Source organism: Sphingomonas sp. R1, assembly GCF_025960285.1.
In the GTDB taxonomy this organism is placed as follows: domain Bacteria; phylum Pseudomonadota; class Alphaproteobacteria; order Sphingomonadales; family Sphingomonadaceae; genus Sphingomonas.
Genome location: NZ_CP110111.1, coordinates 3,149,946 through 3,170,340, shown reverse-complemented (window position 1 = coordinate 3,170,340; position 20,395 = coordinate 3,149,946). Strand labels below are relative to the sequence as shown.

Sequence of the window (20,395 nt, the reverse complement as noted above, 5' to 3'; positions counted from 1 at the left end):
CAGCCAGGCCCGAAATCGTGTGCTGGTTGGAAGCGCAGGAGGAAGCATTGATGGGAGACGCCGCCGCCGATGCCGGACGAAGAAGAGACTTCCAGGTTCATCCGATCTACGTTCCCGTCCGTATGGGCGATCGAATTGATGTGTTTGCTGCGCACTCACCGGGCACAAGTCTGGACGCGAGACGCGCTGGTAACGGCGATGCGGAGCAGCGAACTGGTGGTCGCTCAAAGCCTGCGGTCGCTCCACGCCGCCGGGCTTGTGGTCGTCGACCGGGAGAACGGCGTGCGCTTCCTACCGGCAAGCGAGTCACTCGACGCTCTGGCCGGAGCAGCCGAGGCCCTGTACGCGCAACGACCTGACTTCGTTCGCCGGACTATCGTATCCAACGCATCGTCGCCGGCACGCCGGTTTGCAGAAGCCTTCAAGCTGAGGAAGGGTTGAGCATGGAGTCGATCTTTCCACCCATCGTATATCTACTCTGCTTCGCGACAAGCACGTTGTGCGCTGTCCTTCTGGGGCGCAGCTATGCGAGGAGCGGTATGCGACTGCTGCTCTGGAGCACGGCTTGCTTCACGCTCCTTGCCGCCAACAACCTCATACTGATAGTTGATCTCGTACTCATCGACTGGGTCGACTTGCAGCTACTCCGTCTACTGCTCTCCCTTTGCGCCGTGGGAGTGCTTCTCTTCGGTTTCATATGGGACCTGGAGGAACATACGTGACGTTGACCAGCTTTCTGGCAGGCGCAGTCTCGCTCGGCTTCGCCTTGTGTGCGCTGTTCTTCCTGCGCTTCTGGCGGGATACCCGCGACACGCTGTTTCTATCGTTCTCCGCCTCGTTCCTGCTTCTCGGCATGGGACAGACGATCCTTGCTGTCAGCGGCATTTCCGACGAGCAGCGGCCTTGGGCTTATGTCCTCCGCCTCTGCGCCTTTCTTCTGCTCCTCTCCGCGATCGTGCAGAAGAATCGAAGAGGGTGAACATGGAGACTGACGGCCGATGAACCTGCGTGAAAGGTTAGCACGAGGCCGCGCAAGCTACGGTGCCGCCTACATCTGCCTACTTAGCCCCCCTGTCGATCAGCGGCTTGCGCCACCCGAAGGGTGGTCTTCCAACAATGGTCTGCGGCGACCTCATGCCGATAGCGCCCCGGTCGTCAGGCCGCGCCAGCTTCATGCCATGCCTCACCCGGGCGGGACCCGGGAAGCCGCTTCGACGGGAGCCGAGGCAGCGATACCAGTCGCTGCTGGATACGCGAGCGGGCTGGCGGGTCTGCGTGCGGTGCGCAAAGTGACGTGAGCGAAGCCGCAGCAGCGCTGTTCGCCTCTTTTCCTGCAGTCGTTACCGTCGACCGGTGGGGATCACCTACGGCGCGCTTGAGGAGCGATATCGCGGGTATATCTATGTCGCGCGCCTGAAAGGTGGCTAAAGTCCCATGCCGTTTCGCCAGGCGAGGAAGGCCGCCTTGCCACCGCCCCCGCCACCGCTGGCGATTTGCTGCATGACCTTGACTGCTTCGGATCGTAGGACGTCAGGGGCCGGTATCGGCTTGATGAAGCGTATCCTGTCCAGCCCTTCTTGAATGCGCGCATCACTGGTTTCCCGTGCAACTGCGAGCGCGCGCTGTATCGTGCTGGACAGGGGCCTCGACAGGCGTGCGATCAGGTCGGGGATTTGATGGGCGGCCTCCACCAGGTCAACATAATCGCGCACGGTGGCGCGGTCCCCCCTGTGGAAGAGCTTTTTCGCGATGATTTCGGCAGGATCGTCTATTTCGACGGTGAAACCTTCCCATTCCTCGATTGTCGACTTGGCGTCCGGCAGAATGTCGACGGCGGCCACGATGTCGATTGCTCCCTTGTCCGGACCGTAGATGAACTTGAGCGAGTTGCTGGCCTCGATGTAATCCGTTGTGCCCAGCACGCCCATGATGTCTTCGTTCAATCTAGGCGTTAGGTAGCTGATGAGCTGCAGATCGTGGGTGAACAGGTCCACATCTCGGCTGTATCGGTGCCCCCAGAGAGCCGATAGCACCGTACCGCCGCCGAGCCTGATGGCGGGAGCAGTGGCTGCGGGCTTGTCTCGTTCCCATGGAGGGCGATCGTCTTCCCCCGTCCCGTGACCATGCCTGCGGACATCATCGATCACTTTGAGGCTGCGGCGGAGAAGGTTGCGCCACGTGTCCAGGTCGGGATGCGTCTGCCTATCGAGGATACCGCTCATGCAAACCTCTCCGACCAATCGACAAGATCCGGCCGACGGACGGCGCCTTCTTGTGAAAGGCTCGAAAGCATCCGGTGTAGCTCGAGACCGCTCAGGACTCGATCGACCAGCAGGTCGGCGACTTCCGCGATCTCGGCCTCCTGCAGCGCCTGGGCTGCAACTCTGCGCCTCTCGGGGGTATTCGGCAGCTTCAGCGCGGTCAGCAGCTCCGACGCTGTGGCAACGCCGTGGTGGCTGATCTGCGCGTGATTGTGGAGATTGATCACGGAGCGTGGCGGCGGTTCCGCCGCTGCGTGTGCCATGGCTGTGCCTCCCTTATGCCGGGGACTATATATATAAACTAAAACGTTCCCCGTCACGGGTGCGATGAGCCGGGCCCAAGGTCTTTCAGGCTGGCGGAGACTTGATGCTCTAGCGCGACGAAGTCTCTCGCAGACGAGAAGACCGAAGCGGCGCTTAGCATCCCCCCGCTCCAGGAGGCGAATGAGCGCGGAGCGGTCGAGATGCGAATGATTCTGTTGGAAAAAACGAACTTAAGCGCCAGCGGGCACCACCGCCACCTTGGGGCATCTTAGACGCGCATGGCGCCCGACCAGCGACTTGATGATCCGGCCTAGATTCATCGGTATCCCGTCCCATCAAGCAGGCCTTGGATCAGGCGGAATCAACGTCGGTCAGCACTTTCCTGACTGCGTCGACGGTAAGTGCGATATCCTGAGAATCCGTGCGCCAGTTGCATACCGATACGCGCATGCAACGCATGCCGCGCCAGGTCGTCCCGCTGAAGAAGGCAACACCTGCCGCCGCCACGCGCGCGATGACTTCGTCGGTCCTGCGGTCATGGTCGGCGCTACCTGAGTTAGCTGCGGGATCGAGGAAGCGCACCAACCCCTGGTTGATCGTCGGGAGCCATTCGACGCGAGCACCGGGGAGCGCCCCGATGCCAGAAACCAGCGCACGCGCATGGTCACAGCTCCGGGCGATCAACTTGGAAACGCCGTCGCGCCCCAACTCGCGCAGCGCTGCGTAAGTCGGGAGCGCTCGCCCCCGCCGCGACCACTCGGGGTTCCACTCGATTTGATCGCGTGCGCGACCGCTCGATTGAGCATAGCTGGCCTCAAAGGAGAAAGCTCCACGATGCGCCTTGGCATCCCGAACGATGGCATACCCGCAATCGAACGGCGTATTTAGCCACTTGTGGCCATCGTTGGTCCAGGAGTCGGCTAGCTCGATGCCGGCTGCAAGGTGCCGATAGGTCGGGCACGCCTGCACCCAGAGACCAAAGGCGCCGTCGACATGCACCCATGCCCCATGCCGCTTGGCGATCGGGACGAGCTCGGCGAAGGGATCGAACGCTCCGATGTTGAGATCCCCGGCCTGCAGGACGACGATGGTCGGCATCGCGGAGCGGCTGAGCGCCTCGTCCAGAGCTTCGGGAACAATCCGCCCTTGCGAGTCGCATGGCAAGGTCTCCATGCAGCGGGTGCCTAAGCCAAGCATACGCACCGCCCTGTCAACGGACCCGTGCCTTTCGCTTCCTGTCAGCACGCGCATGGAAGGCGCTCCAATCAAGCCGTCCAACTCGACGTTCCACCCCGCTCGGTCCAGCAGTCGGTGCCGTGCAGCGGCGAGGCAGGTGACGTGAGCGGCCTGAGTGCCGGTAACAAAAGCGAAACTGGCCTCCTCCGGTAGGCCGAACAGCTCTTTCAGCCATTCTCCGGTAACTTCCTCGATGATCGCTTCGGCAGGGCTGCAAGCGTGAATTGCGGCATTCTGATCCCAGGCAGAGACCAGCCAGTCGGCCGCAAGAGCGGAAGGCAGCGTACCTCCTATAACCCAACCGAAGAAGCGCCCGCTGCCACTGCCGAGAAGGCCGCCATCAGTATCCTGCACCAGCTCTTCGATCACCTTGGCTGCCGGCACTCCAAGATCGGCCAGAGGTTTGCCCAGCCGTTCGCGCAATTCTGCCATGGACGAGGTAGTACCAATCGAGCGATCGGCCACAGACGCAAGCCAATGTTCTGCAGCGCGATAGGCAACCGCCAGCGCATCGCGACCATCTTCAACCGACATGCTGAGATCCTCCATTCTTTCCTCTGCGCATGCTTGTAGAGCTGGAAAACGGCTGGATGGTTCGTTACCCACCGAACCATGAAGGACGGGCCCAATTTCGCTCTGATCGCAGCCCTCATCGGAGATCCGGCTCGAGCCGAGATTCTTTCGCAGTTGATGGACGGTCGGGCGCTCACAGTGGGTGAATTGGCCATGTCGGCCAATGTCGGGCGGCCTACGGCCAGTGCGCACCTCGCTAAGCTGGAAGCGGCGGGTCTAGTCCTCAGCGTTCGTCAAGGTCGCAACCGCTATGTACGCCTGTCCGGTGCGGACGTGGCGCATACCGTAGAAAGCCTGATGCTGCTGGCTGAGCGCACGGGCCATCGACGCATCCGCACAGGCCCTCGCGATCCGGCGTTGCGAGAAGCCCGCAGCTGTTATGGACATCTGGCAGGTGCCAAGGGGATCCAGATGCTGAACAGCCTGCATCAGCGCGACTTTATCCTTCGCCAGGACGATCGCCTGCACCTGCGTGACGAGGGGCGGAATTTTTTAACCGGGTTTGGAATCAGTCCTGACCTGCTTTCAGCCGACGCTGCGTGTGTTGCCTGTCTGGACTGGAGCGAGCGCAAGGATCACCTTGCGGGCCGATTGGGGTCAGCCTGTCTGGATCGTATCCTCGCGTTGAGGTGGGCAAGGCGAGACACTAATAGCAGGGCGATACAGTTCAATCCAAAAGGGTTACGAGAATTCGATTCCGCCTTCCCCTTCACACCTCACCTCAACCGATGAGCTCTGAAGCGATCGAGGGGCGCCCCGTCTAGCTGTCGAGGAGGCGCAACTGCTCGCGCAGGCCCAGCAGGTCGACGAACCGGTCTGTCTAGCGCAGCAGGCTCCGCTGGCACGTGCCGCTCCGGGTTGAAGCTGTAGAGCAGCGACTCCTCCGAGTCGGTTGACGCGCCCATCTTCCGCCGGTCTCCTGCCTCCCGCCTGGAGTGAATAATGCCTTCACGTCGACTTCAATGGCAATCGCTCAACACAATCGACCAATTACGTCGTTTCGATCTCGCAACTTAACGATCAAGATGTTGTGTTGGGCAAGGGAAGAGGAGGAAGTGTCTTGCCAGCAGGGGCCAGCAAGGCGCTGCGACGGCCCTGGTGCTCGACCCAAACAACCATTCGGTGCGTAACTGCCCCGCCGTGAAGGCGATCACGCTCATCCGATCTGGACGCCCCCTACCCCCCGCAAATTTATGCAAATCTTACGCAAAGGTGTCGACTTCGATCGCGAAGCTTAATGCGCTTACGCCCTACCTCACGGTTGCTGATGACCCGATTGCCAGCACTTGTGAGGAGTATGTTCGCGTGGTGTCCGACCTCATCGAAGAGCCTGATCAAGGTGCCACCATCCTGCGAGTGGGGCAGGACCGTGATGGCCATTGGCTGGTCCAGGAAAACCATGGCTTGATGGAGGGGCGGTTCATCTCCCGCGCGGCGGCGTGGCAGTTCGCCCGCGCCGAGCGGCATTCCTTCCCCGGCGCAGCCCTTGTGGAGGCGGAGCAGCCGCTTGTCGCAATCGTCTCCTTCGATCCTCCCGCGCCGGACGAGTGCGTCCGGCGGGCTGCGTAACGGAGGGCCGCCCCTGTGCAACTTGTCCATGCCTTCGCGCTTCCGGCCGCTCCCGCGGCACCGGCGCTGGCGGCCCGACTGCGGCAGGCCCTATGCTTGGCTGCCGATCGAGCGGCGATGCAGGACCTGCGCTGGCCGGCCATCGCCGCCCGCCTTGAGGCGATGCGCGAGGAAGGACGCCGCAGCATCCGCATCGTGGACGCCGCGTGCGGAAATGCCAGCCTGCTGCTGCTGGCAATCCGATCGGCTCGCGCTTTGGGCTTTGTCGCGATCGAAGCGCGCGGCGTAGATCGCGACGGAGCGCTGCTCGCCCAGGCGCGCCGCGTCGCGGAGACAATCCGGGACCCAGCGATCGACCTACGCTTCTACATCGGCACCGCCGCGGCGGCGATGCGGGACGAAACTGCCTTCCCTGCCGACATCCTGCTCTATACCTCGCCCGCCGGCGACGCTTCGGCACTGATGTGGTTGGCTCGGCGTGCGGGGCAGATGGCTCTCGCCGGGCCGCGATCGGGAGCCACCGCATGACCCGGCCTGGCGACCGGTTCTGGCGCGGCGTCGGCGTGGCGCTGCTGATTACCGGAGGGCTGGCGGGCGCGTTCAGTGACGGAAGCGAAACGGATTTTCGCGGCCTGCTGCTGCTTGGCTTCCCGGTCGCGATGTTCGGGCTCGTTCTGGTTGTGCAGGGGCGGCGCGCAGCACTGGCGATCCGGGTTGAGTGCAGCCGGCATCGTCATCTGCCCGAAAGATTGCAGAGGCGGCGTAACGGAAGCGCCCGCTGCGGCTGAGCCATAGCAGGAACGACTGAGGATCACATATGTCTTTCAAGATGCGCGACGGCGTGCTGCACGCCGATGGTGTGCCACTGCCGAAAATCGCGGAAGTGGCTGGCACGCCTGCCTATGTCTACTCCGCCACGCAACTCCGAGCGTCGGCGGCGCAGTTTCAGGCGGCCCTCGCGCCGATACCCTGTAAGCAGATCATGTTCGCGATGAAGGCCAATCCGCATCCTGCGGTCCTGCGAACGCTGGCAGGTCTTGGGTTCGGCGCGGACATCGTCTCGGGTGGAGAACTCAAGGGCGCACTCGCCGCGGGCATTGCTGCGGAAGGGATTGTGTTCTCCGGCGTCGGAAAGACAAGCGTCGAGCTCGCCATGGCGCTGGACGCGGGCGTCGGCCGTTTCAATCTTGAGCTGGAGCGAGAAGGCGAGGTGCTGTCAGCGCTCTCCTCCGCGCGGGGCATGCGTGCCCCCGCGCTGCTCCGGATCAATCCGATGGTCGATGCTCACACACATGCAAAGATCAGCACGGCGCTGACCGACAGCAAGTTCGGCGTACCGTTCACCGAGGCGGTGTCGACATACGGCAAACTTGCGGCACTGCCCGGTCTGGATCTCCAGGGCATCGCGATGCACATCGGGAGCCAGATCACCGATCTCGCGCCGCTGACGGCCGCGGTCCGCCGTGCAGGCCAACTCGTGTCCGCGCTGCGTAAGGAAGGTCATGCCATCACCCATGTTGATCTAGGTGGCGGGCTTGGAGTTTCCTATCGCGAAGAGGATCCTGGCGCGGATGTGGTTGCCTATGGCTTGATGGTGGCGCGTGAGACGCAAGGCTGGGACGTGAGCTTGCTGTTCGAACCGGGGCGTTTCATTGTTGCGAACGCAGGCGTGCTGCTGACGCGCGTGCTTTGGGTCAAGCCGGGCCAGCCGCATCCGTTTGTGATCGTCGACGCCGCGATGAACGACTTGATGCGACCCGCGCTGTATGACGCGTGGCATGAGATCCTCGCCGTGCGCGAGAGCAGCGATAGCTTTATCGCCACCGTGGTCGGTCCGATTTGCGAATCCGGCGACACTTTCGCGCGCGGCCGCAGCATCGACCGACTACAGGAGGCCGATCTAGCTGTGTTCGCAAACGCCGGCGCCTATGGCGCAGCAATGGCATCGACCTACAATGCTCGTGCGCTTGCGCCAGAAGTGTGGGTTGACGGGGACCGCTTCGACATCGTGTCTCCGCTCGTGGAGGCGGACGTCGTTCGGCCGCAGCGACTTCCACACTGGATGCTCGAGGTAGGGTGACGTAGCCGAGGATCTCAACGCCCGAATAGCGCTACGACATAGGTCTGGCGTCAGCCAAGTGTCTCTGACAGCTGCTACCGGCGCAACGCCATCATCCGTCCGCTAGTGTGCTGGCCGGGCAACTTCATATATCCCATTCCAACCGACATGCGCCGTTCCGATCTGCGGGCGGCACGACCGCTTAGGCTTGAAGCGGCCACTGGCAACACTGATGGTTCTTGCGGCATTTGGGGGGTTTCAAGGGCGGCCGCTCAGGGCCGATATAGACCTTGCCGCAACCTGCCATTGCTGAAAGCGTAATTCATGGCCTGCACGATCGCCACGACGAACACCGCGCCTTCAAACGCAGCGGTGGCGATTCTGCTGCGAGCACTGAACCCGCGCTCACCGAGCAATTGCCCCAACCCATCCAAACGGAATTGCGAGGCCGGGAAAGCGGTGACTAGCGTCTGGAGGCTGCCAGCCATCATCCGTCCGTCCAGCAGGACTATGATCAGACCCGCAGCAGCGCCCAGCAGAGCTGCCATGCCGGCAGAATATCTGATCCGCTTCTGTGTCAGGATGAATGCCAGCCCCGTTGCGGCGCCCACGATAGAACCTTCCAGCGCCCCGGCGAATGGGCCAATCGCCTGACCGAACAGCAGTCGGAATCCATCTCTCCCGATCATGTTGGCAACCGCGCCAAGTGCGACCCCGCCCAACGCAGCGCCGGCCACTCGCCAGTGCCAGCCCTGCGGGCGAACATTGTATGACAAGGCGATCCCGAGGACGATCCCAGCCCCCGCCGCTCCGGCTGCAAGGGCCGACACGAGGACGATCACCAGCAATAGCGACACCGTTCCGCCGGCGCCGGAGTGAGCAGCCCCCGCAAATCCGTACAGCAATCCTACCAGGGTGCCTGCCAGCAGCGCACCGGCAATCCCGTATGAAGCCAGGCGACTGATGCTGTCGCGGACCAGTATGGCCTTTCGTTCAGACTGTTGGGAAGGTGTTGGCAGATCGAGCGGCGCAATGAAGCGGTAGCCGTGCTTTGGTACGGTTTCGATGAACTCTGGAGCAGCGGCGCTGTCACCCAGTGCCTTGCGCAATGTGCGGATCGCCTGCGTGAGGGCTTCGTCGGTAACCGGCACGCCGCGCCAGACCTCATGCATGAAGCGGTCCTTGGTGACGAGGGCACCTTCTGCCTGCACAAGCAGGATCAGGACATCCATGTAGCGCGCAGGCAGATCGATCGCTTCGGATCCGCGCAACAGCCTGCGATCACCACACTCCAAGCGGAATGGCCCAAACAGTAGCGCGTCGGTGCTCCTTTCAGAAATTGCTCACATCCTTCTCATGGCGCTCATCACGCGATCGATCATCGTTGGTGCTGCTGCAATGTGGAGGCAAGAACATGAACAAGGCAACTGATCAACGTCCTAAGGCATGGCTGGCACCGGCGCGGATCGTGGGCTGGGGCACCATTGTGCTGCTGATCATCCTGCCGCCGGTGGCGATGCAGTTCACCAGCGAGGTCAACTGGACGTTGGCCGATTTCGCGTTCGCCATCGTAATGCTGGGCGGCGTCGGCCTGCCGTTCGAGATGGCCGTCCGCGCAAATGGCAGCTTGGCCTACCGCGGTGGTGCAGCGATGGCCCTGGCTGCGGGCCTGCTCCTGCTCTGGGTCAATGCTGCGGTAGGGATCGTGGGCAATGAAAGCGACGACATAAACCTGTGGTTCGACCTGGTTCTGCTTCTTGCCCTCGCTTGCGCAGCGGGTGCGCGGTTCCGACCCGCCGGCATGGCGGTCGCGATGCTTGTGGCCGCTGTTGCACAGATGGCAGTGGCGACAATCCTGCAAGTGCAGGGGCACTTTACGTGGGTTTTCTCGACCGTCTGGAGCTGCGCCTGGCTGCTTTCCGCTTGGCTGTTCCGCAAGTCTGCGTTGCGTGGCTGATACCGCGATTGGGTCACCGCTCTGTCGAGCAGCCAAGCTGAATGGAGCCGGCGACCGGTCTATTGGTCGTTTCGCAATTGTGCCTGTTCGACCCACGCCAGGTGCGACATTCGGCGTCGGCACATCTCGACCAGCTCAAGACATTCATCGTCGTTGATCTGAACGTCGACTCTTGCGGCAATCCGCCATTTGGATTACGCAAACCCGGGCCAGTTCAACGACGTTGTTGCTTCCGGTTCGGCGGACTTGTAGCTTGGAACACCGGAGCTCTGAGCAGGAGACATGGGTGGTGGCCAATAGTCCTCTCTGGGCATTTGCTTACCTGCTGCAGGCGCCCGTCGGCGTCATTTCTAACCAGACAGCGTTTTCTTGGAAGGAAACGGACGAGCTTGGCACCGAATATCGCGACGAATCGGCAAGTGTGCGAGCTTGCTTGAAAAAGCCAGTAGCCACGATCGCCGCATGTCTTGCGAATGCCAGCTATCCGCCGAAAAATCAGCCGCCGCCTCCGATAGGCATCACTAAACGACAGCTGGCCCTCAGGAATGTAAGCTACCTGCTGCATCGGCAAGAGGTTTACCCTCTATACTTCGGCCTCTCCCTCACGCCTTCTTCGATCAAGGCCCTCTATGACAGCCTAGCTTGTGACCCGTCCAAGCGCCAGACATCTTTCCTGAAGGCAGAGCTGTCCGGAACTCAGCTCGCCGTTTCAACCTCCTCGCAACCGATCCCGGGAGCGTGCAGCCTTGTCCTCACGTTTGTCACTCAATACCCGGTGGATTTCACCGTTAGGCAAGCCCGTGCTCTCTTCACCCTGTACGAACCCGCGACTCCGTCCGAGAGTGGCGAGAGCTTCGATGAGTTCATCCCACTGGAATTCCAAGGTTCCTCTAGCAACGTGGTATGCTGTGTCGCGGTCGGCCCCGATGGTCCGCTGGTAATGGCACTTCGACCGGCCGATCTGCGCGAACTCAGGCGCAACCCCGACGATTTTTTCCGACCCTCAAAGCTTCGGACGCGTGTGGTCGACGACTACACGGTCAGTCCACCACGCAAGCTGACGGAATACGCGTTTGGATCGACGCTACGATACATGGACTTGGGTACGGTCGCCAATGAGGCGGAGTTTCGACAACGCGCGCTGGCCGCGCTGAGGTCCGGGAAGTGAGATGGATCGTCGCGCTAGTCCTAGCGGCTCTCGGCGCGGCCGGACCCGCCTCCGCGCAGCCGCACCGAGGTTCCTACGTCATCGTTACGTTTCTCGCGTATAACTGGGAGCGAGTTCCCGACGGCTATGTCAAATCAGATGCCCCGTTCTCGCACGCCTTCGTCGAGATCGAGCGCCTCCACGACGGGAAGCTCACCAAGGAGTATTACGGCTTCAGTCACGATGACGATGCCAACAATTACGCGATCGTATTTGCAATGGCACAAGGAAAACTTAATGAGTCTCCACCGATAAACGACCGAGAAGTCTATCCATATCTGACAAAATCAATCTCGGAAGGGCAATATGCGCAGCTAAAGGACTTCATTGCTAGTTGGAAGGAGGCGGCTCCGAACTACGGGGTCTTCACCTGGAACTGCGTGACCTTCGCTGCATACATGGCGCGCAATATAGGGCTGAAAACGCCACCGACATTTGGCAAGCCCGAGGCGTTCATGCAGGAGATGCTGAGGATCAATGGCTCGGACGTCCGAACCCCGGGCATACCCAACCGCCGTTTGACGCCCAGTGAACTGGATCGTGTCCTCAAAAACTTTCAGCGTACGTCGCCAGCGGCGTTCCGGACAGAATCCGCAGCCGTCGAAGGGGTGGTAAACGGCAGGGTCGGTAAGGCTTACGCGGAAACCACCGGCCGACGCGCGAGTGCAGTCAAGCAGATCATCAGCAACAACAACGAGGAGAGAGCGCGAATCTGGGCAACCTCCAGCGCCGACAACTCCTATGCCGCGAGCAGAACGCGGCTTGACGAAGCGCGATCGCGCGCTGCGGTGCAGGCGGACGTGGACCACGTGAGGGGCGGATCCTCCCCGGGCTTGGGCGGCGATCAGACCCTGCCGGCGCCGACGACCGGGGGTGGAAGTGGTGGCGGCGCCGCCGATCCGATCGACCCCAATTGTGGCTTCATGTGTATTCGCGAGCGGATACCCCGGCGAGCGCAGCGGGTTGGTCAGGTCGTTGCAAGTGGCTCTGGGATAACGCTCTCACTCGCCGGCAACCCCACCCCGCAAGACGGGGCGCAATTGATCGTCTACCTTGGACCGAAAGCGGCCGGCTTTCCGGCGTCCTTCGATCTGATCGTGAAGCAGACGGGAACGCAGAAGCGGATAATAGCCGCACTGCCGAGCGGACAGATTTCGAGCAGCGGCGGTGACCCTGACTTCCCGGAAAGTCGGGTCGTATTGGAGGGCGCCACCCCGAAAACGCTTCACGTCAGCCTTCTCGTTCCGCAACTGCCTAAAGCGGGCGAGTTGCTGCCCGAGACCCGCCTCGATCTAGTCGAGGGCGGGATAGTTCTGGCCAGGGTGTACGTCCTCGTCGACGTGTTCCCAGGCTGGGAACTCGACGTCGATCAGTTCCGGACCGGGTATACTAGCGGTTTCGGTAAAGCCCTGAACGAGCCTTATTATCTCGACATGGGGCCGCCGCCATGGGGTTACCACCTTCTTTCCTATTGGGGAGAACTGCGGAGCGAAGATGCTCGACATTCGCGGCATTGCGGCTTTCACGCGGAATGTGACTTCACCGATATATCGGCAGATCAGAAGCGCTTCACGTTCAAGGCGGAGGGACATGATGGCGGCATCTGCGTTTTCTGCGAAGACCCAGGAAAGCGGTCGTTCGGTTTCCAGGCGTGGCTCCACGCCCACTACAGCCTGATCAACTATACTCCCGAATGGCTTAGCGAAGGCAATGCGACGGGCCCGGTTGCCCCGGTCACCACAAACGCGTTGCGCACGCTCAGGAATCTGCACCCGATCATACAGTGGCCGGAACTCCCCAAGCCAACCCAAAACCGTCGCAACCAGAACAACTGATGCTCATCGCGGAAGCCCGGCCGATTACCTTGAGCGATTTTCGTCGTGAAATGCCTTTGGCAACGTACATTCGCGCCATCACACCCGGTCCGAAGGCAAGCGACAAAATTGATGACCAAAAGACCGGTTTCGGGAAGCGCCGGACCGGCCCGGGGAGGCCAGATATTAGTCGTTGCGCGTGATCGATTGATCAAGGAACGTCCGGTTCCTCGCGATTATACACCTATGGCTGACAGTCTGAAGGCGGCCCCCTTGCGGTCGAAAGTCGCGCCAAGCGTCGGCTTTTGGGGAGGAACCGGCCGCTATGGTCGTCGGGCTGGAATGACCGGTAAGTCCCAAACTACGGCATTCCGGATGATTGTACGAGGACACGTGGTTTCGGACCGCCTCGCGCGGGATTGGCTCCCCTGAGGAGCATGGCCGACGCAATATTCGCCTTCAGCCGTGACAGGCCATCGCGTCGCCCCGTGAGCGCCGATTGACGTCCTCTGTCAGTGGTACACGTCACGCCGCGATAGGGCACGCGCTCCCAAAATGATGGCGGATCGGGAGTTGCCAGCCTTCCCGAGACGCTGCCTTCTGCGATAATCGAGAACAAGAGGGCTACCGTCGCACGTCAGCGAAACCAATCCGGTTTGATCTTGGTGCGCTGCCAACCCTTCGTTAGAAAGCGCAGCGGGGGTGAAAATGCGTGAGTTGGTATCGATGGCGCTCGCCACCTTCGGGTGTGCGGGCCACGCAGCAGCGCAGCGCGCCGATCAGAACGCCGCGCGCGCGGCCGCGGATGCGTTCGGCGTAAGCTACGCGAACGAGTCCGTGGGGCTGTACGATGAGGAAGATGTGCGCGGCTTCTCCCCTATCGATGCCGGCAACGTCCGCATCGAGGGCTTGTATATCGATCAGCAGGCAGACCTCAGCTATCGTATCGTCGACAGCTCGATCATCCGCGTCGGTCTGACTGCGATCGACTACCCTTTCCCCGCGCCGACCGGCATTGCCGACTTCCGCATGCCGGATGCTCCCAAGGCATTGGTCCTGAGCCCCCGGCTGAACGCCGGCACCTTCGGCGATGCCAGCATCGAGTTCGACCTTCGCGCGCCGGTCGTTGGAGAAGCCTCATCGGCAGCCGGCGGTTTTGGACTCTACCGGGACAACGAACGGTTCGGGGGCACGCCGAAATCCTTCTCCGCCGGGGTCAGCTTCAGGTGGCGGCCCGCGCTGGGCACCGAGATCATCCCGTTCTGGAGCCTGGACAAGATCTGGAGCGAGGAGGCGCTTCCGACCTACTTCACCAGCGGGGCGTTCGTTCCACCTCGCGTGCGCGATCGTCGCCGCTACACCGGGCAGGATTGGGCGACTAACACAAGTCGCGGCAGCAATATCGGGATGATCGCGCGCACGAAGCTGGGGGACTGGTCGCTTGCGGGCGGGCTGTTCCGCTCGATCTATGCCGTCAGTCGCGATCGCACGACCTTGTGGCTTGATGTAGATGCGGCAGGCACCGGCACGGAAACCGTCTATGCGGCCCCGCCATCGCGCTATGCTTCCACCTCGGGGGAAGTGCGCGTGTCCCGCACCTTCACGGAAGGCCCACGGCTGCATCGCTTCCATGCGTCCGTGCGCGCGCGCGATCAGGCCCGGCTCTACGGTGACGCGGAGGCGGTGGAACTGTCACGCCGCAACATCGCAACGCGGCTTCCGGTCGCCGAACCGTCGTTCGCCTTCGTGGATCGCACGCCGGATGACGTTCGGCAAATGACCGCGGGCATTGCGTATGAGGGACGCTGGAAAGGTCGCGGCAGCCTCAACATCGGGCTTCAGAAGACCGACTATAGCAAGCATGTCCGCCCGCCTGGTCGAGACGGCATCGTCTCACGGGATCGGCCGTGGTTGTTCAACCTGATGGCCTCACTCGATATGGCGTCCGGCCTGTCGGCCTATGCCGGGGTGACGAGAGGACTGGAGGAAAGCGAAGTCGCTCCGGATATCGCGGTCAATCGCAATGCTGCGCCGCCCGCGCTCCGGACACGACAGTTCGATGCCGGCATGCGCGCCGCGTTGGGGAAGCTGCAGGCAGCGGTAGGCGTGTTCGATGTACGCAAGCCCTATTTCAACCTCGACGGTGCAAACGTCTATCGCCGGCTGGGCCAGGTTCGCCATCGCGGTATCGAGGGGTCGTTGAGTGGTGATGTTACGACATTCGCCAGTCTGGTCGCCGGTGCAGTTCTGCTCGACCCGCGCGTTACCGGGGCGTTGGTAGACGAGGGAACAATCGGCAAACGCCCTGTCGGCACCAGTCGCAGCCACATCGTGCTGGCGCTTGACGTGCATCCGCAGGAGTGGAAAGGATCATCCTTCGACCTCCAGGTGACACGGCATGGCGGATCATTTGCCGATCAGGCCAACGCCATCCGCCTGCCATCGCGCCCGACCATCGCCCTGGGCGGGCGTTACCGTTTCCGGCTGGCTGACCGCGATGTGATCGCCCGCGTGCAGGTGACGAACCTGTTCAACACTTATCGGTGGATCGCCGATTCCTCGGAAGGCCTGACGTATAGCTCGGGTCGATATGTAGGGTTCTCGCTGGCAACCGATCTGGAGAGTTAGGAGCGTGTTGGATTTGCGTCGATCAATTGTGACGATGCGGCGGAATGGGAACCACAAAGGATGGCAGCTTCTGGCCGAAGCTCTCATGAAGGCCGGGCTTGGAACGACTGCTTCGTCCCGGTTTTGTCTTTCCAGCGATCAGGAACGGCCGATTTCGAAAAGCCTAGGCAACCATGGAAGACGCCGTTGCACTCGAGGGTCCGTGTAGCCTAGGGCCACCCCATGGGCGGCGAACGACAACGTCGCGAAGCACACCGACGAGATTAGCAACCTGCACGCCGCCGGAGATAGCCAAGATGGCTCGCTGCCGCTAAGCGCGCCCGGTGCTTCAGATTTCCGATCCGGCCAACATCCCGTTCCCTCGCGTCAACGTTCTGCCGGGGGTCCCCTACTTCGTCACCGAACAGGGTGCACCCTGGACGCCGATCGGGCACAATGATGCAGTCACCTGGCCTGAACTCGCGCCGCTGTTCCGCCGCCGCGATCCGGTGGCGGTAGAGCGTCATCTCGTCTGGCTGCGCGAGCACGGCGTGACCGTGATCCGGCTGATGCTGGAATACTGCCACGGCGAGCATCGATATCTGGAGCGCCCCGTCGGGCGCTTCGTGCCCAACGTGGTGCGGTTCTGGGATGACCTTTTCGGTTTGCTCGAGAAGGTCGGTATGCGCGTCCTGCTGACCCCTTACGACACCTTCTTCATGTGGATCCGATGGCGTCATCACCCCTACAATCGGGCGAACGGTGGCGTCTGTGCGACGCAGCCGGAATGGCTGACATCGCCAGAGATGCGGGCGGCGATCAAGGGCCGGCTGGCATTTGCCAGCAATCGCTGGGGCGCAAGCCCTGCCCTGTTCGCTTGGGATATCTGGAACGAGATCCATCCTGCGCATGGCGGAGGCGATCCAGCATCCGCTGCTCCGTTCATAGACGACGTTGCCACCTGGCTTCGCGCGTATGAAAAGGCGCGGCACGGCTTTGCCAATCTGCAGACGGTTTCGGTCTTCGGCCCCGAGCTCATCAACCATCCCGAGATGACCGAGACGATCTTCCGACACCCTGCGCTAGATTTTGCAAACACGCATCTCTACGAGGCCGGTACGATCGACTTGCCTCGCGACACGGTTCAGCCAGCCTTGGCCGTGGCGCGCCTGATGCAGGCGGCGGTCGAAGACGCCGGGAATCGCCCCGTATTCGATTCCGAGCATGGGCCGATTCACAGCTTCAAGGACAAGAAGCGCACCTTGCCTGCCGCCTTCGACGACGAGTACTTCCGTCACATCCAGTGGGCACATCTGGCAAGCGGGGGTGCTGGCGGTGGCATGCGCTGGCCCAATCGCCATCCGCACGTGCTGACAAAGGGCATGCGCGCTGCTCAGCGAGCGCTGTCAGACTTTCTGCCGCTGATCGACTGGGCCCGGTTCCGGCGTCGCAACCTCTCGGACAGGCTCGGCTGCGACGATCCCGGCCTTGCACTGGTCGGATGCGGGGACGCGCGGCAGGCGCTGATCTGGGCCATCCGAACCGACAGCATCTCGCCAGAAGGCATGGTGCAGCCGCGGGATGACGCGCCACCGGTCAGGCTGATGGTTCCAGGGCTGAAGGACGGCCGCTACGTAGTGACCATCTACGACACCGTGCGAGGCGTGATCGCAGCGCATGCCGATGCGGTGAGCGCTGGCGGCGTGCTGGAGGCCGACATTGGACCCGTGCACTCGACACTTACCATGTGCATTCGAGAAGCTGCGCACGATCGAGAGGATCTCGGCAGATAGCGATGGCTGGTAGAAAACCTCCTCAGGCCAGCCCGCCTGCGCAACCTGCGCGACATGCTGAAACCGCCCTGTATCGACCGGTGAAGACGTTCCTCGAGGAACAAGGCTACGAGGTGAAGGGCGAGATCTGCGGATGCGACGTGGTGGCTGTCCGCGGAAGCGAGCCGCCGGTGCTCATCATCGCTGAACTGAAGCTCTCCTTCACCCTCGAACTGGTGCTGCAGGCCGTGGACCGTCTACGCTGCGCCGACCTGATCTACCTGGCGGTCGTCTCCAGCCGAAAGGGTCGGGATCGAGATGCACGTGCGCTGCGGCTTTGCCGCTTGCTGGGCGTCGGACTGCTCGCGGTCGACCCGAAACTACGCACGGTCTCCGTACTGGTCGAGCCTTCACCGTACCGCCCACGGCCCGATCTGCAGCGGCGTGCACACATTCTGAAGGAGCACAAGATCCGTCAGGGTGATCCCGCAGAAGGAGGATCGACGCGGAGCCCCATCATGACCGCCTACAGGCAGCGAGCGATCGCCTGCGCCGAAGCAATCGGTAGCGGCGTCGCCCGGCCACGTGACTTGAAGCACCTCGCAGAAGATGCGGGGCAAGTGCTACGGCGGAATGTTTACGGGTGGTTCGTGGGGGAGAAGCCGGGCCATTACAGACTGACCGAGGCTGGTGCGGCCATGTTGAAGCAGCGCTCTTCGACTGAATGATCATGCGGTCCCCGCGATGAGAGGTCCCGGTCGCGCCGATGGCTACGGCAAGGGAGGAACTAGCTTGCCAGCTTGCTCAGAACGAAGGCAATCAGAAATCCTGCGACAGCGATCAGGCCGGAAAACTCGTGCGTCTCCTCCGTTGCCTCCGGGATCATCGTATCGACGAGCATGGCCAGGATAGCCCCGGCAGCCACGGCGGTGGTCGCCGCAATGAGGTCGGGGCTTGCGCCGGCGAGAGTGACGTACCCGAGTGCCGCAGCGATGCCAGATGCGATCGCGATACCTCCCCAGACGCCGAATATGTAAGCCGCCGTCCGCCCCGCCTTCTTCATTCCCGCCACGCTCGACAGGCCCTCAGGCACGTTCGAGAGGAAGACCGCCGCCACCGTTACCAGGCTGACACCCGTTCCGTGGAGCAGGCTGACACCTATGACGACCGATTCTGGTATACCGTCGAGCAATGCGCCGACAGCAATCGCAAGGCCGGCTGAGTCGCTGGCCTGAGCTTGGCTCTGTTCGGGATTCGATCCAGAGCGCTTTCTATGGCTGCCGCCCGAGCGAGACACCAGGATGTTCGCTCCGGTATATACGGCGGCTCCGCCTAGGAAGCCTAGGGCGGTGGAGTCGAAGCCGCCCCGAGCATAGGCCTCGTCCATTAGCTCGAAGGCCACAGCGGAGATCAGGACGCCCGCGCCAATTGCCATCACCGCGGCAACCACTCGCTGTGGAAGCTCGACGACGTACGCGATGGCGGCACCGATCAGCAGAGCGGATCCACCGAGCAGCCCCCACAAACCCGCTACGATCACTCCTGGCATGTACGACCTCCGGTGCACGGAACCAGAAAAGCGGGAGATATATCCCGGCTCGCCAATGTCGGTCGCGAAGAAGTTCGGTAAAGCGATGAAGGTGACGCTTCAAAGCCGCGTGGCGACTATGCTCAACCACGAGGGTCAGGCCTCGCAGCCTTCCTGTTGCCGAGCGATGTATGGCTCGGGTGGGATACCGTAAACGGCCCATCGATGATTACCCGCTGCGGTGAGCCGAACGGCTCACCGCCACTCGGGAAAAAGGTGCTCGAGGGTGAGTGACCAAGGTGCGATGCTCCCGAAGCCGGTTGGACGCGACCGCTCCCGCCGAGGTACCCTACCCTACGAGCCTCGGCTGGGCATCGAAGTGCGCGATGCAAGCGCGTAAATTGAAGATTGCCGCGGTCGCACACCTCCAGCGATCCGCAGCCGCGTTCGCACATTCGTCGGCTTCATCTACCTGCAGGATCCGCTTCGAGGCGGAGAGCGGGCATGGGCAGCCGCGATAATGTGGGGTCGGGTTCTCTACTCCCCGCCCGCCGAGCTCCGTGTCAGCAAACGACGAGGCGATTTGGAGCAGCTTGGGAACTTCTTCGCCGGCGAAGGCTGAACCCGCAAATGGCGACTCCGGCGATCATCATAGCCCAATTCTGCAGCTCGGGAACGCCACTTGAAAATGCCCCGACATATGAGCCCCGCAGGAAGCCGCTTTGCTTGGTAAGCGCATCACGCGTGCCGTACTCGAAGCTGGAGTAGTAGGTGGGGCCTTGGCCAATGATGCTGTCAAGCGTCAGCGGGGTACCGTCATCAGCCTGCCGGAGAACGCCACCAATGGAAACGAGTTGAGACTTCCCCGAGGCCCCGCCGAACGGCTCGCTCGCATTGCCCGCGGACGGCTTGCCGGTCAGAAAGAAGGTGAAGGCAACGCTCTCCTCGCTCGTGCTGGACCCCGGGAAAAACGAGAAGGCACGATAAAGCTCGATGAACGGAACGTATTCAGGCTCGGCTGACAAGGCATAAGAGTAGCCACTCATCGTGACAGCTACGTTGGTGAGGGCTAGGTCATAGATCGCATAACCCTGCGAAGCCTCGAAGAGCACCGCCTTTGTAGGATCGAAGGTGAACGAGAAGCTGAAGGGGCTCCCGACTGGAACCATACCTGTCAGCGGCAGCTTGCCTGCAGCCTGCGACAGTGTGCCAGACCCGCTATATGTGACGGGAGCGGCCGCAGCCTCTGATGCCGCGGCCGCTAAGCAGGCCGCCAAAGCGAAAGAGCTGAGCCGCATCCGAAGCCTCCTAGTTCCGCCAACGTCGGATTACCATGCTTCCTGGACGCTTACACGGCAAGAGTTCCAATCTTCTCGTATCTGCCCTGGTGATCGAGAGCGTGGCGGTACCGAATTGGGACACTTCTGCGCGGACCGCTAGGATGAGTAGAAGAGCCTGGAGTGGCGGGCGAGAATTTGGCGTGCAGAATGCGCTAGCCAACAATCCACCGCAGCTCGTCAATATTCGTCAATTTGCCAGAAGCGCAGC

The 20,395-nt window shown here is 62.1% G+C and carries 20 protein-coding genes; 14 read left to right on the top strand and 6 right to left on the bottom strand.

What is annotated here, in order from left to right; genetic code table 11:
* Positions 1-69 precede the first annotated feature (69 nt).
* The 3 genes from OIM94_RS15225 to OIM94_RS15215 are packed head-to-tail and all read left to right on the top strand — an operon-like array spanning position 70 to position 979.
* Positions 70-441, top strand: coding sequence for a hypothetical protein (locus tag OIM94_RS15225; RefSeq protein WP_264607538.1), 372 nt, complete (start codon positions 70-72; stop codon positions 439-441).
* Positions 442-443: 2 nt separating this feature from the next.
* Positions 444-722, top strand: coding sequence for a DUF5985 family protein (locus OIM94_RS15220; protein WP_264607537.1), 279 nt, complete (start codon positions 444-446; stop codon positions 720-722).
* Positions 719-979 carry a DUF5985 family protein gene (locus OIM94_RS15215; RefSeq protein ID WP_264607536.1) on the top strand — a complete coding sequence of 87 codons (261 nt, stop codon included), beginning with the start codon at positions 719-721 and terminating at the stop codon, positions 977-979. Before OIM94_RS15220 ends, OIM94_RS15215 begins: the two co-directional genes overlap by 4 nt.
* Positions 980-1,424: 445 nt before the next feature.
* On the opposite strand, the gene OIM94_RS15210 is transcribed toward OIM94_RS15215, so the two are convergent.
* The 3 genes from OIM94_RS15210 to OIM94_RS15200 all read right to left on the bottom strand — a co-directional run bounded on the left by OIM94_RS15210 (position 1,425) and on the right by OIM94_RS15200 (position 4,295).
* Entirely contained in the window at positions 1,425-2,222 is a 798-nt protein-coding gene (locus OIM94_RS15210; protein ID WP_264607535.1) for a nucleotidyl transferase AbiEii/AbiGii toxin family protein, read from the bottom strand.
* Positions 2,219-2,524 (bottom strand): hypothetical protein, encoded by a 306-nt coding sequence (locus tag OIM94_RS15205; protein ID WP_264607534.1) that lies wholly within the window; start codon positions 2,522-2,524, stop codon positions 2,219-2,221. Before OIM94_RS15205 ends, OIM94_RS15210 begins: the two co-directional genes overlap by 4 nt.
* Before the next feature lie 352 nt (positions 2,525-2,876).
* Positions 2,877-4,295: a pyridoxal phosphate-dependent decarboxylase family protein gene (locus tag OIM94_RS15200; protein ID WP_264607533.1), complete on the bottom strand. Its 1,419-nt coding sequence runs from the start codon at positions 4,293-4,295 to the stop codon at positions 2,877-2,879.
* A gap of 78 nt (positions 4,296-4,373) precedes the next feature.
* Here OIM94_RS15200 and OIM94_RS15195 point away from each other — a divergent pair, with 78 nt between their 5' ends.
* From OIM94_RS15195 to lysA, 5 genes are all read left to right on the top strand, one after another.
* The gene (locus tag OIM94_RS15195; protein ID WP_264607532.1) at positions 4,374-5,066 is read left to right on the top strand and encodes an ArsR/SmtB family transcription factor; all 693 of its coding nucleotides are present in this window, start codon (positions 4,374-4,376) and stop codon (positions 5,064-5,066) included.
* Positions 5,067-5,546: 480 nt separating this feature from the next.
* Entirely contained in the window at positions 5,547-5,903 is a 357-nt protein-coding gene (locus OIM94_RS15190) for a hypothetical protein (protein ID WP_264607531.1), read from the top strand.
* A 117-nt stretch (positions 5,904-6,020) separates the two neighbouring features.
* Entirely contained in the window at positions 6,021-6,431 is a 411-nt protein-coding gene (locus OIM94_RS15185; protein ID WP_264607530.1) for an SAM-dependent methyltransferase, read from the top strand.
* Complete coding sequence (locus tag OIM94_RS15180) at positions 6,428-6,691, top strand: hypothetical protein (protein WP_264607529.1); 264 nt, start codon at positions 6,428-6,430, stop codon at positions 6,689-6,691. The genes OIM94_RS15185 and OIM94_RS15180 overlap by 4 nt, the downstream gene beginning before the upstream one ends.
* A 29-nt stretch (positions 6,692-6,720) precedes the next feature.
* The gene (gene lysA, locus OIM94_RS15175; RefSeq protein ID WP_264607528.1) at positions 6,721-7,983 is read left to right on the top strand and encodes a diaminopimelate decarboxylase; all 1,263 of its coding nucleotides are present in this window, start codon (positions 6,721-6,723) and stop codon (positions 7,981-7,983) included.
* A 251-nt stretch (positions 7,984-8,234) separates the two neighbouring features.
* Here the strand turns inward: lysA and OIM94_RS15170 are convergent, their stop codons facing one another.
* Positions 8,235-9,233, bottom strand: a complete 999-nt coding sequence (locus OIM94_RS15170) for a winged helix-turn-helix domain-containing protein (RefSeq protein ID WP_264607527.1) — start codon at positions 9,231-9,233, stop codon at positions 8,235-8,237.
* A gap of 143 nt (positions 9,234-9,376) precedes the next feature.
* Between OIM94_RS15170 and OIM94_RS15165 the strand changes: the two genes are divergently transcribed.
* The 6 genes from OIM94_RS15165 (at position 9,377) to OIM94_RS15140 (ending at position 18,047) form a co-directional block, all read left to right on the top strand.
* Entirely contained in the window at positions 9,377-9,919 is a 543-nt protein-coding gene (locus OIM94_RS15165) for a hypothetical protein (RefSeq protein ID WP_264607526.1), read from the top strand.
* Between the two features lie 289 nt (positions 9,920-10,208).
* Entirely contained in the window at positions 10,209-11,087 is an 879-nt protein-coding gene (locus tag OIM94_RS15160; RefSeq protein ID WP_264607525.1) for a hypothetical protein, read from the top strand.
* Positions 11,084-12,961: a hypothetical protein gene (locus OIM94_RS15155; protein WP_264607524.1), complete on the top strand. Its 1,878-nt coding sequence runs from the start codon at positions 11,084-11,086 to the stop codon at positions 12,959-12,961. Before OIM94_RS15160 ends, OIM94_RS15155 begins: the two co-directional genes overlap by 4 nt.
* A 687-nt stretch (positions 12,962-13,648) precedes the next feature.
* A complete protein-coding gene (locus OIM94_RS15150; RefSeq protein ID WP_264607523.1) occupies positions 13,649-15,568 on the top strand; it encodes a TonB-dependent receptor domain-containing protein in 1,920 nt (639 codons plus the stop codon).
* Positions 15,569-15,891: 323 nt separating this feature from the next.
* Entirely contained in the window at positions 15,892-17,340 is a 1,449-nt protein-coding gene (locus OIM94_RS15145; protein WP_264607522.1) for a hypothetical protein, read from the top strand.
* Positions 17,341-17,420: 80 nt separating this feature from the next.
* Positions 17,421-18,047 (top strand): DUF2161 family putative PD-(D/E)XK-type phosphodiesterase, encoded by a 627-nt coding sequence (locus tag OIM94_RS15140; RefSeq protein WP_264607521.1) that lies wholly within the window; start codon positions 17,421-17,423, stop codon positions 18,045-18,047.
* A gap of 59 nt (positions 18,048-18,106) precedes the next feature.
* Here OIM94_RS15140 and OIM94_RS15135 read toward each other — a convergent pair whose 3' ends face one another.
* Positions 18,107-18,868, bottom strand: coding sequence for a ZIP family metal transporter (locus OIM94_RS15135; protein WP_264607520.1), 762 nt, complete (start codon positions 18,866-18,868; stop codon positions 18,107-18,109).
* A gap of 542 nt (positions 18,869-19,410) precedes the next feature.
* Positions 19,411-20,145, bottom strand: a complete 735-nt coding sequence (locus OIM94_RS15130) for a hypothetical protein (protein WP_264607519.1) — start codon at positions 20,143-20,145, stop codon at positions 19,411-19,413.
* Between the last annotated feature and the right edge of the window lie 250 nt (positions 20,146-20,395).